Raw genomic sequence first — 15,114 nt, forward strand, 5'->3', positions numbered from 1 at the left:
AATCCCGACGGCGTCACCAGGCGGCACTGCCCCCCACCCCAACCCTCCCCACCGCAAGCGGGCGGAGGGGGCTGTCGTGGCTCCGGCGTTCTGCTCGGCACGCGAGTTCGTTCGATGACCCTCCAAACCCCATCCCCCATCGTTCAGGTCCTGCCCGAGACCGCGCCTTTCAGCGAGGAGCAGCGCTCCTGGCTGAACGGCTTCTTCGCTGGCCTGCTCTCGCTCGACAATGCCGGCGTCACCGCGCTCTCGCCCGCTGAGAACGCCGCCGTCATGGGCGAGGCCGATGACGGCGCGCCCTGGCACGATCCGGCGATGGAGATGCCGGAGCGGATGAAACTCGCCGAGGGCAAACCCATGCCGCGCAAGCTCTTCGCGGCGATGGCGCAGCAGGATTGCGGCCAATGCGGCTATGTCTGCGAGACCTATTCGGCCGCGATCGCCGAGGGCAAGGAGCCCCGCCTCAACCTCTGCGCGCCCGGCGGCAAGGACACGCTGCGGATGCTGAAGACGCTGGTGGAGGAGGGCGGTTCCGCCCCCGCCGCGCCCTCGACCGAGGCGGCTCCCGCTGCGCCCGCAGGCCCCGTCGGCCGCTCGCGCGAAAACCCGGCGATGGCGACCTTCCTGTCTCGACGCAAGCTCAATGGCGAGGGTTCCGAAAAGGAAACCTGGCATGTCGAGTTCGATCTTTCGGAATGCGGTCTCGACTACATCGTCGGCGACGCCTTCGGCATCGTGGCGCAAAACGATCCGCGTCTGGCAGACGCCGTGATCGCGCTGCTGGGCGCGCGGCCCGATGCGCTCATCAACGGCAAGACGTTGCGGGATATCCTTGTCGCCGACGTCGCGCTCGGCCCAGCACCCGACGCACTCTTCCAGCTCATCTCCTACGTCACCGGCGGCGAGACCCGCGCCAAGGCGAAGCGGCTGGCGGCGGGCGAGGACCCGGACGGTGATCTCGACCGGCTCGACGTGCTCGGCACGCTGCACAAATTCGGCAATGCGAGGCTCTCGCCCGAGGCCTTCGTCGAGGCGCTCGACCCGCTCCAGCCGCGTCTTTATTCGATCTCGTCCTCGATCAACGCCACGCCCGGCCAGATCTCGCTCACGGTGGATACGGTGCGCTACAAGGTCGGCACCCGCCCGCGCTGGGGCGTCGCCTCGACCTATCTCGGCGAGCGCGTCCAGCCCGGCGACAAGGTGCCGGTCTATGTCCAGCGCGCCCATGGCTTCGGCCTGCCGCAGGACCCGAACACGCCCGTCATCATGTGCGGTCCCGGCACCGGCATCGCGCCCTTCCGCGCTTTCCTGCACGACCGCAAGGCGACGAGGGCGACGGGCAGGAACTGGCTCTTCTTCGGCCACCAGCGCCGCGCCACGGATTTCTTCTACGAGGACGAGCTCAACGCGATGAAGGAAGAGGGTGTGTTGACCGGCCTGACGCTGGCCTGGTCGCGCGACGATACGGCTAAGGTCTATGTCCAGGACCGTATGCGCGAGCGCGGCGCCGAGCTTTTCGCCTGGCTGGAGGAGGGCGCGCATTTCTACGTCTGCGGCGACGCCAAGCGCATGGCCAAGGATGTCGAGCGCGCCATGGTCGATGTCGTCGCCGAGCATGGCAAGCGCTCGGCCGACGAGGCGGTGGCCTATGTCGCTGCGCTCAAGAAGGCCGGGCGCTATCAGGCGGACGTGTACTGAAATCACGTCTCGGCGTCGCAGCCTGTCGCATCGGCGGAACCCGCATGGCCCTCGCGCGATTATCTCCCGCGAGGAAATCGCATCCATCGGGACGCCGCCATGCCCAGCACAGCCGCCAAACGCGAAAAGCCTGCTGCACCGATCCGTCTCAAACGAACGGACGCCGCCGCGCTGACGATCCGGCGGTGCAAGGCGGGCAAGGGCTTCTCCTACCGCGACGCTGACGGCAAACCGGTCAGGGATACGGAAACACTCGCCCGCATCCGCTCGCTCGCCATCCCTCCCGCCTATGTCGATGTCCGCATCGCAGCCGACCCGCGCTCGCATCTCCAGGCGGTCGGCCATGACGAGGCAGGCCGTGTCCAGCACCGCTATCACCCCGAATGGGACAAGGTTCGCGAGCGCAAGAAACTCAAGCGCCTGAGCCAGCTCATAGCGGCGCTGCCGAAACTGCGCACCGCCGTCGCCCGCGACCTCAAGGACAGGAGCCTGACGCGCGAGAAGGCGCTCGCCTGCGCCGCCGCGATCATCGACCGCTGTCACATCCGCGTCGGCAACGAGACCTATGCCAAGACCAATGGCAGCCACGGCGCCTCGACCTTGCTGAAACGCCATGTCGCGATCAAGGGCAGCCGGATCGAGCTCGCCTTCCGCGGCAAGAGTCGCAAGGACGTCTCTTGCGCCACCGAGGACCAGACGCTGGCCAGGGCGCTCACCCGCATCATGACGCTGCCTGGAGACAGGTTGCTGCAATACCGCCGCGACGACGGCACCGTGGCGCAGCTCAATGCGAGCGAGATCAACGCCTATCTCAAGCGCGTTTCAGGCCTCGCCATCAGCAGCAAGGATCTGCGGATGCTGGCCGCCAACGCAGCCGCCGCCGAATTGCTGCTGGCCAGCGAGGTGATCGCCAGCGAGACCGGCCGCAAGCGCCAGCTCGCCGACATCATGCGCGCCATCTCGGAGCGGCTGGTCAACACGCCCGCCGTGGTCCGCAAGAGTTACGTCCACGCCATCGTCGTCAGCTCCTATGCCAGCGGTAAGCTCAAGCGCTGCTACGAAAAGGCCCGCGCCCGCGCCGGCTGTTCGCGGATCGAACGGGCGCTGGGGCTGGTGGCGGCGTAGCGGACGGGATGCGCGGCCGCGCCTTTTGCGATAATGGGCAGGCATGAGCCGCCTTTCACCACAGGATCAGCGTTTCTCCGTCGCCCCCATGATGGACTGGACCGACCGGCATTGCCGCGTCGTCCATCGCCTGATGTCGCGCCGCGCCCGCCTTTATACCGAGATGGTGACGGCGCAGGCCGTGATCCGGGGCGATCGCCAGCGGCTGATCGGCTTTGATGCCATCGAGCACCCGGTCGCTCTGCAACTCGGCGGCAACGATCCCGCGCTCTTGGCGCAGGCCGCCCGGATCGGCGCTGATTTCGGCTATGACGAGATCAATCTGAACTGCGGCTGCCCCTCCGACCGCGTCCAGGGCGGGGCCTTCGGAGCCTGCCTGATGCGCGAGCCGGCGCTCGTCGGCGATTGCGTTGCGGCGATGAAGGCCGCTGTCGCGATCCCCGTCACTGTGAAATGCCGCATTGGCGTCGACGACCAGGATCCTGAGGAAGCGCTCGATGCGCTGACGGTGTCGGTACGTGCGGCCGGCGTCGATGCCCTGATCGTTCATGCCCGGAAGGCCTGGCTGCAGGGCCTCTCGCCCAAGGAGAACCGCGAGGTGCCGCCGCTCGATTACGGGCGTGCCTACAGGCTCAAAGCAGCAAACCCCGATCTCGTCGTCGCGATCAATGGCGGCATCCGTGCGCCCGACGACTGGGCCGGCCATCTCGCTTGTCTCGATGGCGTGATGATCGGCCGCGAGGCCTATCAGAACCCGGAAATCCTGCTTTGCGTCGATCCGCAGCTGTTCGGCGATGCCGCGCCGGTTGCCGATGCCTTCGCCATGCTGGAGGCGCTGGAGCCGCATATCGCCGCCCATCTCGAAGCCGGCGGCCGGCTGCATGCCTTCACGCGCCATCTCGTCGGCCTGTTTCCGGGCCGGCGCGGGGCGCGGGCCTTTCGCCGGCATCTGGCCGAGCATTGCGTCGGTACCGATGCGGGGCTTGCCGATCTGCGCGCTGCGGTGGCGCATGTCGCGCGATACGACGACATGCCGCTCGCTGCCGAATAGGACTTCGTCATGCCGACAGCCAGCCCTGCGCCGACACGAGACGAGATCGCCGTACGGATCGCCGCGAGCTTCGCCAAGCAGGCGTTCATGACGACGATCGGTGCGCGGCTCGTTCATGTCACCGCCGGCGAGGTCGAGATCGAGATGCCGGTCTCGCCGCATCTCTCGCAGCAGCACGGCTTCGTCCATGCCGGCGCGGTCGCGACCATCGCCGATTCCGCCTGCGGCTATGCCGCGCTGACCGTGATGCCGGCGGGAGCCGGGGTCCTCACCGCCGAGTTCAAGATCAACCTGCTGGCACCTGCGGCAGGCGATCGCCTCGTGGCGAAGGGCAGGGTGGTCAAGGCGGGCCGTACCCTGACGCTGGCGATGGCGGAGGTCTTCGCAGTTTCTGGAGGAACGGAAAAACTCTGCGCCATGATGACGGCGACCTGCATGACGATCGCCGGGCGCGAGGGCGTGGCCGACTGAGCCGGACAGGGCTTGACGACGGCCGATTGCGCGCTTAAACTTAACTCAATGGTTAAGTTTCAAGAGACTCAATTGGACCGCACCTTCTCGGCTCTGTCCGACCCGACGCGGCGTGCGCTTCTGGCGCGCCTCGAAGGGGAGGACGGATTGTCGATCAGCGAGCTGGCCAAACCCTTCTCGGTCTCGCTGCCGGCGATCATGAAGCATCTCGATGTGCTCTCGGATGCCGGTCTGGTCGAACGGAAGAAGCAGGGGCGCACGGTCTCGTGCCGCCTCAAGGCCGAACCGATGGAGGAGGCGATGGGCTGGCTCGCACGCTATCAGCGCTTCTGGACGCAGCGCCTCGATGCGCTCGAGGCCATGCTGGCCGAGCAGCGCAAGGATGCCCCCTGAGGCTCGACAACCGCGGGACGAACCGATGAACGATGCCGCCGCGACCACGCCGAGCCTGACCATGAAGCGCCGGCTGAATGCCAGCCCGGCGGAGATCTATCGCGCCTGGACCGACCCGAAGCTGCTCGCCCGCTGGTTCGGGCCGGAGAATGTCGAGACGCTGGAAGCCGAACTCGATGTCAGGGTCGGCGGCGTCTACCGCGTCGTCATGCTGGAGAATACCGGCGAGCGCCATCAGGTCTCGGGCACCTATCACGAGGTCGTCGAGAACGAGCGCCTGGTCTTCAGCTGGTCCTGGGTCACGACGCCAGAGCGCGTCTCGCGCGTCACGGTGACGCTGAAGCCCGACGGCGACGTCACCATCCTGACGCTGCTTCACGAACAGCTCTTCGATGAGCAGGCCGTGAAGGGCCACACCCATGGCTGGACCGGCTCGATGGTCAAGCTGGAAGAGCTGTTCGCCTGACGCGGTTCTGCCGGCGCGATGCGCAAGACTGGACCGAAGAGATCGCCGAATGCCGGGCGCAGACCAGCGCCGGATGAAGACTGGGGAAACGCAGCCGGGCTCCTGTGTCGGAGCGCAAGGCTGCATCACAGCAAGGGAGTAAAACCGATGCAACATCCTGTCGTATCCCGCGAGGACTGGCTCGTCGCCCGCAAGACGCATCTGGCCCGCGAGAAGGAGTTCACCCGCCAGCGCGACGTGCTCAGTGCCGAGCGGCGCGCGCTGCCCTGGGTCCGGATCGAGAAGGACTACGCCTTCCAGGGCCCCGACGGTCGCCTCAGCCTCGCCGATCTCTTCGGCGCCAACAGCCAGCTTCTGATCTATCATTTCATGTTCGCGCCGGGCTGGAGCGAGGGCTGCGAAGGCTGCTCCTTCCTCGCCGACCATTTCGATGGCGCGAACCTCCATCTCAAACATCACGACGTCAGCCTCGTCGCGGTGTCGCGAGCGCCCTATGCCGAGTTCCAGCCCTTCCGCAAACGCATGGGCTGGGCCTTCGACTGGGTCTCCTCGGCCGGCAGCGACTTCAACTCCGATTTCCGCGTCACGCCGAGCGAGGCCGAGCGCTCTGCGGGCCGCTACGAATACAATTACGCGATGCATGACGGGGAGGGCGGCGAGATGCCCGGCTTCAGCGTGTTCCAGCGCGACGAGACCGGCGCGATCTTCCACACCTACTCGTCCTACGGACGCGGCTGCGACCTGCTGGTCGGCACCTACAACTTTCTCGACATGATGCCCAAGGGCCGGAACGAAACGGCGATCATGAACTGGATGCGCCACCATGACCGCTACGACGTGGCGGCTCTAGCTACGGCCGCCCCGGCCACCCTGCCGCTGACGGCCGTGGCGTCCTGCTGCGGCTGAGTTTGGCGTCGGGTCGTCGACACTGTTTCGCAATCAACCTGGCCTCGCAGGAACCTGCCGGCCTCGATAGAGACAGGAGGAAAGAACATGACCTATGTCCAAGGCTTCGTCGTCGCCGTACCGGCTGCGAACAAGGAGGCCTATCTCAAACACGCCGCGGACGCCCTGCCGTTCTTCAAGGAGTTCGGCGCCACCCGGATGGTCGAGGCTTGGGGCGATGACGTGCCCGAAGGCAAGCTCACCGACTTCAAAAGCTCCGTGAAGGCGACGCCCGACGAGGTCGTCGTCTTCTCCTGGCTCGAATATCCGGACAAGGCAGCAGCCGACGCCGCCAGTCAGAAGATGATGGACGATCCGCGCATGAAGGAGATGGGCGCCAACATGCCCTTCGACGGGAAGCGCATGATCTATGGCGGCTTTGCCTCGCTCGCGCATCAGGGGGCCGGCAACAGCATGGCCTATATCGACGGCATGGTCGCGCCGGTTCCAACCGGCAACAAGGACGCCTATCGCGACTTCGCGACGCTCCACGGCTCGATTTTGTGTGAACACGGAGCCGCACGCGTCGTCGATACCTGGGGCGAGGATGTGCCCGATGGAAAGATCACGGATTTCAAGGGCGCTGTGAAGGCGACCGACGATGAGACGGTGGTCTTCTCCTGGATCGAGTGGCCCTCGAAGGCGGTCCGCGACGCCGGCTGGCCGAAGGTGATGGCCGATCCGCGGATGCAGCGTCAGATGCCCTTCGACGGCAAGCGCCTGATCCATGGCGGCTTCGCGCCGATCCTTGACGCGTAACCGAGTTGGTACGTCCAAAACCGAGCCGTCATCCCGGATCGGCGCCGCTACGCGGCTTGTCCGGGATGACGGCAGGTTTCGGGCTAGTGCGTCGGCCTGGCTTCAGCCCGGTCCGGCCCCTTGCGTCCCGAGATAGACCGCATAGAGCGACTGGCTCGCGGCCATGAACAGCCGGTTCCGCTTCGGCCCGCCGAAGCAGATGTTGCCGCAGATCTCTGGCAGCCTGATCCGACCGATCAGCTTCCCGGCCGGGTTGAACACCGAGACCCCGCTGTAGCCCACCGCGCGCCCGGCATTGGACGAGGCCCAAAGATTGCCCTCGACATCGCAGCGCAGCCCGTCCGGCCCGCAGCCGATGCCGTCGATGATGCAGTCCGAGAACAGCTTCTGGTTCGAGAGCTTGTTGTCGGCGCCGACATCGAAGACATGGATGTCGCCCTTGCCGCCGGGCCCGGTGTCGCCGGGACCTTTGCCGGTCGAGGCGACATAGAGCTTCTTGTAGTCCGGCGAGAAGCACAGCCCATTGGGATCGGGCACCTGCGCCTCGGTGACGACGAGATCGATGCGTCCGGTCGGATCGATGCGGTAGCAGTTCGTCGGCAGTTCGCGCCGCGCAAAGCCGATGCCTGGCGGCTGGCCGAGACGGGGATTGATCTTGCCGTTGGCGTTGCTCGGGCCGCCGGCGATATCGGGCGCACCTTCATAAAGCTGCCCGCCATAAGGCGGGTCGGTGAACCAGTAGCTCCCGTCGGGATGGGCAACGATGTCGTTGGGCGAGTTCAGCTTCTTGCCCTCGAAGCTGTCGGCCAGCACCGTCGCGGAGCCATCGAGTTCGTAGCGCACGACGCGGCGGTTGAGATGCTCGCAGGAAAGCTGCCGGCCCTGGAAGTCGAAGCTGTTGCCGTTGCTGTTGCCCGACGGCGTGCGGAACACGCTGACCCGGCCGTCATCCTCGAGCCAGCGCAATTGCCGGTTATTGGGAATGTCGCTCCAGACCAGATAGCGCCCCTGCGCGTTCCAGGCCGGCCCTTCCGACCAGAGCGCGCCGGTCCAGAGGCGCTCGATCGCGCTGTTGGGCTGCGCAAGGCCGCCGAAGGAGGGGTCGATCGTCAGGATGTCGGGATCCCAGAAATAGGTCGTCGGCGCGCCGCGCCGGCTGAAGTCGCGTGGCGGATTGGTGATCGTGCTCGGCGGCGCCGCAGGGCCTGCCGCGGTTTGGCCGAGCGCCGGGCCGGCTGCGGCGGCGAGCACGCCGACGCCTGCGGCTTCGAGCAATCGGCGTCGCGAAAGCGGGCTGCGCCGATCTTCGGCGGAAATAGGGTCTGCCATCGTATCCTCCCTGGTTTTTTTGATTGAAACGATTTAAGCAGTTTTTATGCTGATCTCGGGCCTTTGGCATCCTTTCCGGCGATTGCGCTGGGTCGCGCCGTAAGAGCGCGCAGGCCAGATCATCAGCGTCTCCCCGACCGGTCGAGCCCTCATGACGGCAGAGCAGCATTGCCGCAGCCGCATGAGATGCCGCCCGTTCCGGTCCGGGTCTTGCTTCCTTTGCGGTGCCGGCAGCATGACGGCCCTGCCGTCCGCGCCTTGCCCAAGGCGCGGAAATCGACCACACGGTCAGCGTTCCTCCGCCGCCGGACCGCTCTCATGTTTGCTGGAATACCCCTGGGCGATCTCGTCTTCCTCGCCGTCTCGCTCGTTGCCGCCGGCGCGCTCACGGGCATGCTCGCGGGGGTCTTCGGCGTCGGCGGCGGCGCGGTCATCGTGCCGATCCTCTACGAGGTCTTCCGTGTCATCGGCGTGCCCGAGGACGTCCGTATGCCGCTCTGCATCGGCACCTCGCTCGCCATCATCATTCCGACCTCGATCCGCTCCTTCAACGCCCATCGCGCCAAGGGCATGGTCGATCTCGACATCCTCAAGATCTGGGCCGTACCGGTCGTGCTCGGCGTCATCGGCGGCAGCTTCATCGCCCGCTATGCGCCCGCCGACCTGTTCAAGATCGTCTTCGTGGTCGTGGCCATCTTCAGCGCCATGCGCCTGCTCTTCGCATCCGACCGCTGGCGGATCGCCGATACGATGCCGGGCAAAGCCGTAATGGCTATCTACGGCGTCATCATCGGCGTGCTGTCGGCGCTGATGGGCATCGGCGGCGGACAGCTCTCGAGCCTGTTCATGACCTTCTACGGCCGGCCGATCCATCAGGCGATCGCGACCTCCTCGGGTCTGGGCGTGCTGATCTCGATTCCCGGCGCGCTCGGCTACATCTATGCCGGCTGGCCGAAGATGGATCAGTTGCCGCCTCTGTCGCTCGGCTACGTCTCGCTGATAGGCTTCATTCTTCTGATCCCGACCAGCATCTGGCTGGCCCCCATCGGCGCCCGCATGGCCCATCGGCTGTCCAAGCGCAGGCTCGAAGTCGCCTTCGGCATCTTCCTGCTGGTGGTGGCGGCGCGCTTCCTCTGGTCGCTGGTGTTCTAAGCGGAGCGCACTTGTGACGAGCGGCAGCGCGACGGTTCGGATCGGCCTGCTTGGCGCGGATGCGCATGGCTCCCTGGCCGATCTGATGGCCGAGATGCAGGCGCATTACCGCGTGCCCCGTCCCGACCGGGCCGATATCCTGTCCGGCTTGGCGGGCTTGCCGCAGGGCATCGAGGTCCTAGTCGCTCATGACGGCACCGCTCTGGTCGGCTTCGCCTTCGCGGCGAACGTTTACCCGGGGCCCGGCCTGAAATCCGGCTTCTTCCTGAAGGAACTCTATGTCGCGAGGGCGGCGCGAGGTGCCGGCATCGGCCGCGCCCTGATGCGGGCGCTCGCCGAACTGGCGCTGGCTCACGGCCACAGGCGCATCGACTGGACAGCGGACGCAGCAAACCCCGGACTGCTGCGGTTCTACGAAAGCCTTGGTGCTGTCGCGCAGACGGAAAAGATCTTTTACCGGCTGACGGGGGAGGCGCTGGCGCAGATGGCGAACGATCCGGACACCCAGTCGCGTTGACGCGTCATGTCGTCCGCGCGGCGCCCCGCTCCGCCAGCCTCGCCATCACCGCCAACCGCTCCGCCTCGCTCATGCTCGACCACGCCGCGATCTCGGACAGCGTCCGGCCACAGCCCTCGCAGAGCCGGTTGATCGGGTCGATCACGCAGATTTTCACGCAGGGCGTCGAAATGCGGCTCATCGCGTCGCGCCCAACACCAGCGCGAATCCGAGATAGATCCCGATCTCGCCAAGCTGCTGCGCCGCGCCGATGATGTCGCCGGTCTGGCCGCCTATCAGCCGTCGCGCTGTTCGTGCCAGCCCGGTCGCGGCGAGGCTGGCCAGGGCGAGCCCGAGCGGCAGACCCCAAGCCGGCAGAGACGTCGTAAGCTGCAGCCCGAACCCGATGAAAACGCTGAGCGCCAGCGCGATCCACCCTGTCTGCGAGACCGGCCGCCCGACGGCTGCCGCCGCGCCATTCGCACGCGCGGGCGGCTGATCTGCGAGTAGCCTCACCCCTTCGGCCCGCGACCACATGGCGGCAATCAGGATCGCGCCGGCTGCACTCCACACACCCGCCGCATCGAGGATCGCCGCCAGCGCCGTCACGCGCAGCAGCAGCGACAGCCCCAGCGCCAACGCGCCATAGGAGCCGACGCGGCTGTCCTTCATGATCTCCAGCCGCCGCTCCGGCGTCGCCCCGCCGAACAGCCCGTCGGCGGTGTCGGCGAGCCCGTCCTCGTGCAGCGCGCCCGTCGTCAGCACGAGCGTAGTGACGGCGAGCGTCGCGACCAGCAGCGGGGCGACGCCCGCGCTCCCCGCCGCCAGCATGACCAGCGCCGCCGGCAGCGCGATGACCAGCGCCGCAAACGGCACCGCGCGCGGGATCAGCCTGAAATCCGGCAAGGCGTGAATGTCGGTCTCGCCGGGCAGCCGCGGCACCGGCAGCCGGGAATAGAACCGGATACAGATCGCGGTCGCGACGAGCCAGCCGGGCCATGCGGGCTCGGTCGTCTGCGGTTCGCCCGCGGCCTCCCTCTCAGCCTCGGCCATGCCGGCTTCGCACCCTCGATTGTCTTCGTGGACGTGAGCCTATAGCAGCAGCGCAAAGCCTGTCGCCATGCGGATGCAGCGGCGAACGCCTGTTCCAAACCCCGACGAGATGCCATGCCCGCTTCAGGCCTTCCCTTCGACGATATCCGCACCCTGCTCGCCACTATGCCCGGCCCCGACATGGCCGCCGCCAATGCCGTGCGCGCCCGCGACAAGGAACTGACTAAGCCCGCAGGCAGCCTCGGTCGCATGGAGGAGATCGCCGAATGGCTCGCCGCCTGGCAGGGCAAGGCGCAGCCCCGGGTGGACCGGCCGCTTGTCTGCGTCTTCGCCGGCAATCACGGCGTGGTGGCGCAAGGTGTCTCGGCCTTCCCACAGGCCGTGACCCGCCAGATGCTCGAGAATTTCGCGGCGGGCGGCGCGGCGATCAACCAGATCTGCGCGGCGTTCGACCTCGGCTTCAAGGTCTTCGATCTCGCGCTCGACCTGCCGACAGGCGATTTCACCAGGGAAGATGCGCTCGACGAGCGGTCTTGCGTCGCCACCATGGCTTTCGGCATGGAGGCGCTCGCCGGCGGCACCGACCTGCTCTGCCTCGGTGAGATGGGCATCGGCAACACCACCTCGGCGGCAGCCATTTATGCCGCGCTCTATGGCGGCGAGGCCGCGTTCTGGTGCGGGCGCGGTACCGGCCTCGACGATGACGGGCTAAGGCGCAAGGTCGCCGCCGTCGAGGCGGGGCTGGCGCTCCACGCCGCTCATCTGAACGATCCCCTCGAAGTTCTGCGCCGCTTCGGCGGGCGCGAGATGGCCGCGATCTGCGGCGCCATCCTCGCCGCGCGCCAGCAGCGCATACCGGTCATCCTCGACGGCTATGTGGTCACGGCCGCCGCCGCGATCCTGCATGCGCTGGAGCCTTTGGCGCTGGACCATTGCCTCGCGGGCCATCTCTCGGCCGAGGGCGCCCATGCGCAGGTGCTCGCCCGCCTCGGCAAGCAGCCGCTGCTGGCCCTCGACATGCGGCTTGGCGAGGGCACTGGCGCGGCGCTTGCAGCAAGCCTGGTCAAGGCTGCCGCCGCGATCCACGCCGGCATGGCGACCTTCGCGCAGGCCGGCGTCGCGGGGAAGGATTTAGGAACGTCTGAAGTGGTTTACGACGCCGGTGGGGCTGGCTGAAGAAGGTTGGGTGGCACCTGAAGATCGGCCTTGCTGATGGCTGAGACGCCACTTATCGGTCGTGCCGCAGTGCGGTTTCTGGTATTGGTTAACCGCTTCCGCAGCGCATGTCGCATGGCGGTGCCGCGATTCGGCGACGATCGCCTTGCTGATCACTCGTTTGCGAAGCTCGACCTTGGCTGGAGGGGGACGAATCTTGCGTTACATGTCCTCCGTGACATGGCGGGCCGCCGGTAGAATAAGTCGCCGCGATGTCATCGCGCTCGCGGGCGCAGCTGCGGTGCACGGCGCCCCCGCCTTCGCGCAGCGATCGGCCATGCCGGTCATAGGATATCTCGGCTCCGAAACCCCCGAAGCCTATGCCAGTCGCCTCGATGCCTTCCGCGAGGGCCTCGCGGAGACCGGGTACATCGCGGGGCGGGATGTTTCGATCGCGTTTCGCTGGGCGGAAGGCCAGTATCAGCGGCTCCCGGCGCTCGCGGCGGAGCTCGCAGGCCTTCAGGTGAGCGTGATCGTCGCGCCCGGAGGCGCCGAGGTCGCGCTCGCCGCGAAGTCTGTGACCGCAACGATCCCGATCGTCTTCGAAATGGGGGGCGACCCCGTCGCGCTCGGCGTCGTCGCCAGCCTGTCCCGGCCGGGAGGCAACCTGACCGGCGTGTCGAGCCTGAGCGTCGAGGCGTCCAGCAAGCGCCTGGAGTTCATGCGGGAATTGCTTCCCACGGCCCGGCTTTTGGCTGCCGCCGTCAATCCGTCGAGCCCGACCTCGAAGCTGCAAGCGGCAAATCTGCAGGCGGCGGCCGACAGCCTGGGGGTGCGCCTGCGCTTCCTGACGGCCAGCAACGAACAGGAGTTCGACGGGGTGTTTGCAGGCGCACAGCAGATGCAGGCAGGCGGAATCGTCTTCACCTCGGACCCCTATTTCGCCTATCGCAGCAAACGTTTGGCCGAACTGGCGGTCCAATACGGTATGCCTGCCATCACCCAGGCCCGCGACTTTCCGGCTGCCGGCGGCCTGATGAGCTATGGTGGCGATTTCCGTCAGTCGCATCGCCATACCGGGGTTTACGCCGGCCGTATCCTCAAGGGAGAGAAGCCTGCCGATCTGCCGGTCCAGCGCGTCACCAAGGTCGAACTGTTCATCAATCTGAAGGCAGCCCGCGAGCTTGGCACGCCCTTTCCGCCTTCGCTCCTGAGCAGCGCCGACATGGTGATCGAATGACTCGGCTGGCGAGCCCGTGCCTGGCTTGAATGCGGTGGCCGATCCGGTTCCCGCCCCACGGACCTCGCTGTTCGCGAAATACTTTATCGCCCTCTTCGCAGCGGTCGTGGTGCCGCTTCTCGTCGCGGGCGGAAGCGAGGCATGGTTCGGCTACCGCGACCAGCGAGCCAGACTGAACGATCTGCTCGAGGCGGAAGCCCGGTCGGCGGGCGCGCGCATCCAGGACTACATCGAAGGAATCCAGGATCAGCTGCAATGGACCGTGCAGTTGCCGTGGTCGGCGAGTGCCGATGAAAGACGAAGGCTCGACGCCTTGCGCCTGCTGCGGCAGGTTCCGGCCGTCGTCAGCCTCACCCTCGTCGATGCGGTCGGCAAGGAACGCCTTTTCGTTTCGCGCATCGGTCTGAACAGGGTCGAGGGCGGGGAAGACCATTCCGCGAGCCCGGCAGTGATCGGAGCCCGTGCAAATGGGGTCTGGTTCGGGCCCGTCACGTTTCACGGCGGTTCGGAGCCGTTCATGACGATCGCGATCGCGGGCAACCGATCGGCGGTCGGGGTGGTACTGGCAGAGATCAACCTCAAATTCATCTGGGAGGTGATCTCGGCGATACGGGTCGGTCGAACCGGAGAGGCTTTCGTTCTCGACCAGCCGGGACGTCTCGTCGCCCATCCCGACATCAGCCTCGTTTTGCGGGCCGACGCAGCGGCGACGCGGCCGCTGCAAGCCTTGCGCGCCGGGATCCTCGCGCGATCCGGCGAGGCGGTCGCCGGCCGGGATACGGGGGGAAACACGGTCCTGGCCGCGATGGCGCAGATTCCAGGCCTCGACTGGAGCGTGATCGTCAAGCAGCCCGTCACCGAGGCGCTTGGGCCGATTTACGCCGCGCTTTGGCGCACCGGGACGTTGCTTGTCGTCGGCGCGGCGCTCGCGCTGCTGTTCGCCTATTTGCTGGCCCAGCACATGATAGGCCCGATCCGCCTTCTGGAGGACGGCGTCGCGCGGATCGGTGCCGGCCAGTTCGACCATCGGATCGACCTCGCCACCGGCGACGAATTCGAGCGGGTTGCGACCCGTTTCAACGAGATGGCCAGCGAGCTAGCGGTTTCGCAGGAAAGGTCGGAGCGGATAGGCCGGCTCAAGCGCTTTCTCGCCCCGCAGGTTGCCGAACTGGTCGACCGCACGGGCGACGCCCACGTTCTCGACAGCCGGCGCGTCGAGGTGGTGGTCGTGTTCTGCGACTTGCGGGGCTTCACGGCCTTCTCGGCTCAAACGGAACCCGAGACCGTGATGGACGTGTTGAGCGCATATTACGACTCGCTCGAAAGCATCGTCAGCGCGCATGGCGCGACCCTGACGAACTTCTCCGGCGATGGCATGATGATTCTGGTCAACGCGCCCGTGCCATGTCCCGATCCGGCCCTGCGAGCCGTTACCATGGCGTGCGACATGCAGACGAGCGTCCAGAAGCTTATGGTCGGCTGGCGCGCCTTGGACGACCGGCTGGGCTTCGGCGTGGGGTTGGCCATGGGACCCGCCACGGTCGGACGGATCGGCTCCCGGGGGCGGCTCGACTACACCGCGATCGGCAACGTCGTGAATCTGGCATCGCGCCTGTGTTCGAGCGCGGACGATTTCGAAATCCTGATCGACCGCGTCGCGGCGGAAGCGGTCGGATCGAGCCTGCCTCTGGTCGAACTGGAAGCGCGGACCTTGAAGGGGTTCGAGGAGCCGGTTCCGGTCTTCGCCATCGGTCTCGGGCAAATAGACGCCTGAGGCGCTG

Annotated in this window: 16 protein-coding genes; 13 read left to right on the forward strand and 3 right to left on the reverse strand. The window is 66.8% G+C overall.

All coding sequences use genetic code 11. From position 1 onward, the window contains the following. Positions 1-114: 114 nt before the first annotated feature. From AXW83_RS02215 to AXW83_RS02250, 8 genes are all read left to right on the forward strand, one after another. Complete coding sequence (locus tag AXW83_RS02215; RefSeq protein ID WP_066610245.1) at positions 115-1,698, forward strand: sulfite reductase subunit alpha; 1,584 nt, start codon at positions 115-117, stop codon at positions 1,696-1,698. Between the two features lie 99 nt (positions 1,699-1,797). After that, a complete protein-coding gene (locus AXW83_RS02220; protein WP_066610247.1) occupies positions 1,798-2,823 on the forward strand; it encodes a DNA topoisomerase IB in 1,026 nt (341 codons plus the stop codon). Positions 2,824-2,866: 43 nt separating this feature from the next. Continuing rightward, positions 2,867-3,874 (forward strand): tRNA dihydrouridine(20/20a) synthase DusA, encoded by a 1,008-nt coding sequence (gene dusA, locus AXW83_RS02225; RefSeq protein ID WP_082766898.1) that lies wholly within the window; start codon positions 2,867-2,869, stop codon positions 3,872-3,874. A 9-nt stretch (positions 3,875-3,883) separates the two neighbouring features. Then, a complete protein-coding gene (locus AXW83_RS02230; protein WP_066610249.1) occupies positions 3,884-4,345 on the forward strand; it encodes a PaaI family thioesterase in 462 nt (153 codons plus the stop codon). Between the two features lie 72 nt (positions 4,346-4,417). Continuing rightward, complete coding sequence (locus AXW83_RS02235; protein WP_236841796.1) at positions 4,418-4,738, forward strand: ArsR/SmtB family transcription factor; 321 nt, start codon at positions 4,418-4,420, stop codon at positions 4,736-4,738. Between the two features lie 25 nt (positions 4,739-4,763). Beyond that, on the forward strand, positions 4,764-5,204 hold the full coding sequence (locus AXW83_RS02240; protein ID WP_066610255.1) for an SRPBCC family protein: 441 nt from the start codon (positions 4,764-4,766) through the stop codon (positions 5,202-5,204). 147 nt (positions 5,205-5,351) lie between these two features. After that, positions 5,352-6,110 carry a DUF899 domain-containing protein gene (locus AXW83_RS02245; protein ID WP_066610256.1) on the forward strand — a complete coding sequence of 253 codons (759 nt, stop codon included), beginning with the start codon at positions 5,352-5,354 and terminating at the stop codon, positions 6,108-6,110. An 87-nt stretch (positions 6,111-6,197) separates the two neighbouring features. Next, entirely contained in the window at positions 6,198-6,908 is a 711-nt protein-coding gene (locus AXW83_RS02250; RefSeq protein ID WP_066610257.1) for a DUF1428 domain-containing protein, read from the forward strand. Positions 6,909-7,010: 102 nt separating this feature from the next. Here AXW83_RS02250 and AXW83_RS02255 read toward each other — a convergent pair whose 3' ends face one another. After that, positions 7,011-8,237 carry an SMP-30/gluconolactonase/LRE family protein gene (locus AXW83_RS02255; RefSeq protein ID WP_066610258.1) on the reverse strand — a complete coding sequence of 409 codons (1,227 nt, stop codon included), beginning with the start codon at positions 8,235-8,237 and terminating at the stop codon, positions 7,011-7,013. A 318-nt stretch (positions 8,238-8,555) separates the two neighbouring features. Here AXW83_RS02255 and AXW83_RS02260 point away from each other — a divergent pair, with 318 nt between their 5' ends. Beyond that, positions 8,556-9,389: a sulfite exporter TauE/SafE family protein gene (locus AXW83_RS02260; protein WP_066610259.1), complete on the forward strand. Its 834-nt coding sequence runs from the start codon at positions 8,556-8,558 to the stop codon at positions 9,387-9,389. 13 nt (positions 9,390-9,402) lie between these two features. Beyond that, entirely contained in the window at positions 9,403-9,906 is a 504-nt protein-coding gene (locus AXW83_RS02265) for a GNAT family N-acetyltransferase (protein WP_442855215.1), read from the forward strand. Between the two features lie 4 nt (positions 9,907-9,910). Here AXW83_RS02265 and AXW83_RS02270 read toward each other — a convergent pair whose 3' ends face one another. Together AXW83_RS02270 and AXW83_RS02275 are read right to left on the reverse strand one after the other, a co-directional pair. Beyond that, positions 9,911-10,087, reverse strand: a complete 177-nt coding sequence (locus AXW83_RS02270; protein ID WP_066610260.1) for a DUF1289 domain-containing protein — start codon at positions 10,085-10,087, stop codon at positions 9,911-9,913. Beyond that, positions 10,084-10,938: an adenosylcobinamide-GDP ribazoletransferase gene (locus AXW83_RS02275; RefSeq protein ID WP_066610261.1), complete on the reverse strand. Its 855-nt coding sequence runs from the start codon at positions 10,936-10,938 to the stop codon at positions 10,084-10,086. The genes AXW83_RS02270 and AXW83_RS02275 overlap by 4 nt, the downstream gene beginning before the upstream one ends. A 114-nt stretch (positions 10,939-11,052) precedes the next feature. Here AXW83_RS02275 and cobT point away from each other — a divergent pair, with 114 nt between their 5' ends. The 3 genes from cobT (at position 11,053) to AXW83_RS02290 (ending at position 15,107) form a co-directional block, all read left to right on the forward strand. Beyond that, entirely contained in the window at positions 11,053-12,114 is a 1,062-nt protein-coding gene (cobT, locus tag AXW83_RS02280) for a nicotinate-nucleotide--dimethylbenzimidazole phosphoribosyltransferase (protein ID WP_066610262.1), read from the forward strand. 238 nt (positions 12,115-12,352) lie between these two features. Further along, a complete protein-coding gene (locus AXW83_RS02285; RefSeq protein WP_066619691.1) occupies positions 12,353-13,333 on the forward strand; it encodes an ABC transporter substrate-binding protein in 981 nt (326 codons plus the stop codon). Between the two features lie 16 nt (positions 13,334-13,349). Further along, positions 13,350-15,107 carry a cache domain-containing protein gene (locus AXW83_RS02290; protein ID WP_236841797.1) on the forward strand — a complete coding sequence of 586 codons (1,758 nt, stop codon included), beginning with the start codon at positions 13,350-13,352 and terminating at the stop codon, positions 15,105-15,107. Positions 15,108-15,114: the final 7 nt, after the last annotated feature.

The organism is Bosea sp. PAMC 26642 (genome assembly GCF_001562255.1).
Classification (GTDB): Bacteria; Pseudomonadota; Alphaproteobacteria; order Rhizobiales; family Beijerinckiaceae; genus Allobosea.

Excerpts from the sequence above, each read along its gene's own strand:
- AXW83_RS02245 (WP_066610256.1), top strand. The coding sequence starts at position 5,352 with ATGCAACATCCTGTCGTATCCCGCGAGGACTGGCTCGTCGCCCGCAAG.
- AXW83_RS02240 (WP_066610255.1), top strand. The coding sequence starts at position 4,764 with ATGAACGATGCCGCCGCGACCACGCCGAGCCTGACCATGAAGCGCCGG.
- AXW83_RS02275 (WP_066610261.1), bottom strand. The coding sequence starts at position 10,938 with ATGGCCGAGGCTGAGAGGGAGGCCGCGGGCGAACCGCAGACGACCGAG.
- AXW83_RS02260 (WP_066610259.1), top strand. The coding sequence starts at position 8,556 with ATGTTTGCTGGAATACCCCTGGGCGATCTCGTCTTCCTCGCCGTCTCG.
- AXW83_RS02270 (WP_066610260.1), bottom strand. The coding sequence starts at position 10,087 with ATGAGCCGCATTTCGACGCCCTGCGTGAAAATCTGCGTGATCGACCCG.
- AXW83_RS02220 (WP_066610247.1), top strand. The coding sequence starts at position 1,798 with ATGCCCAGCACAGCCGCCAAACGCGAAAAGCCTGCTGCACCGATCCGT.
- cobT (WP_066610262.1), top strand. The coding sequence starts at position 11,053 with ATGCCCGCTTCAGGCCTTCCCTTCGACGATATCCGCACCCTGCTCGCC.
- AXW83_RS02215 (WP_066610245.1), top strand. The coding sequence starts at position 115 with ATGACCCTCCAAACCCCATCCCCCATCGTTCAGGTCCTGCCCGAGACC.
- AXW83_RS02230 (WP_066610249.1), top strand. The coding sequence starts at position 3,884 with ATGCCGACAGCCAGCCCTGCGCCGACACGAGACGAGATCGCCGTACGG.
- dusA (WP_082766898.1), top strand. The coding sequence starts at position 2,867 with ATGAGCCGCCTTTCACCACAGGATCAGCGTTTCTCCGTCGCCCCCATG.
- AXW83_RS02255 (WP_066610258.1), bottom strand. The coding sequence starts at position 8,237 with ATGGCAGACCCTATTTCCGCCGAAGATCGGCGCAGCCCGCTTTCGCGA.
- AXW83_RS02250 (WP_066610257.1), top strand. The coding sequence starts at position 6,198 with ATGACCTATGTCCAAGGCTTCGTCGTCGCCGTACCGGCTGCGAACAAG.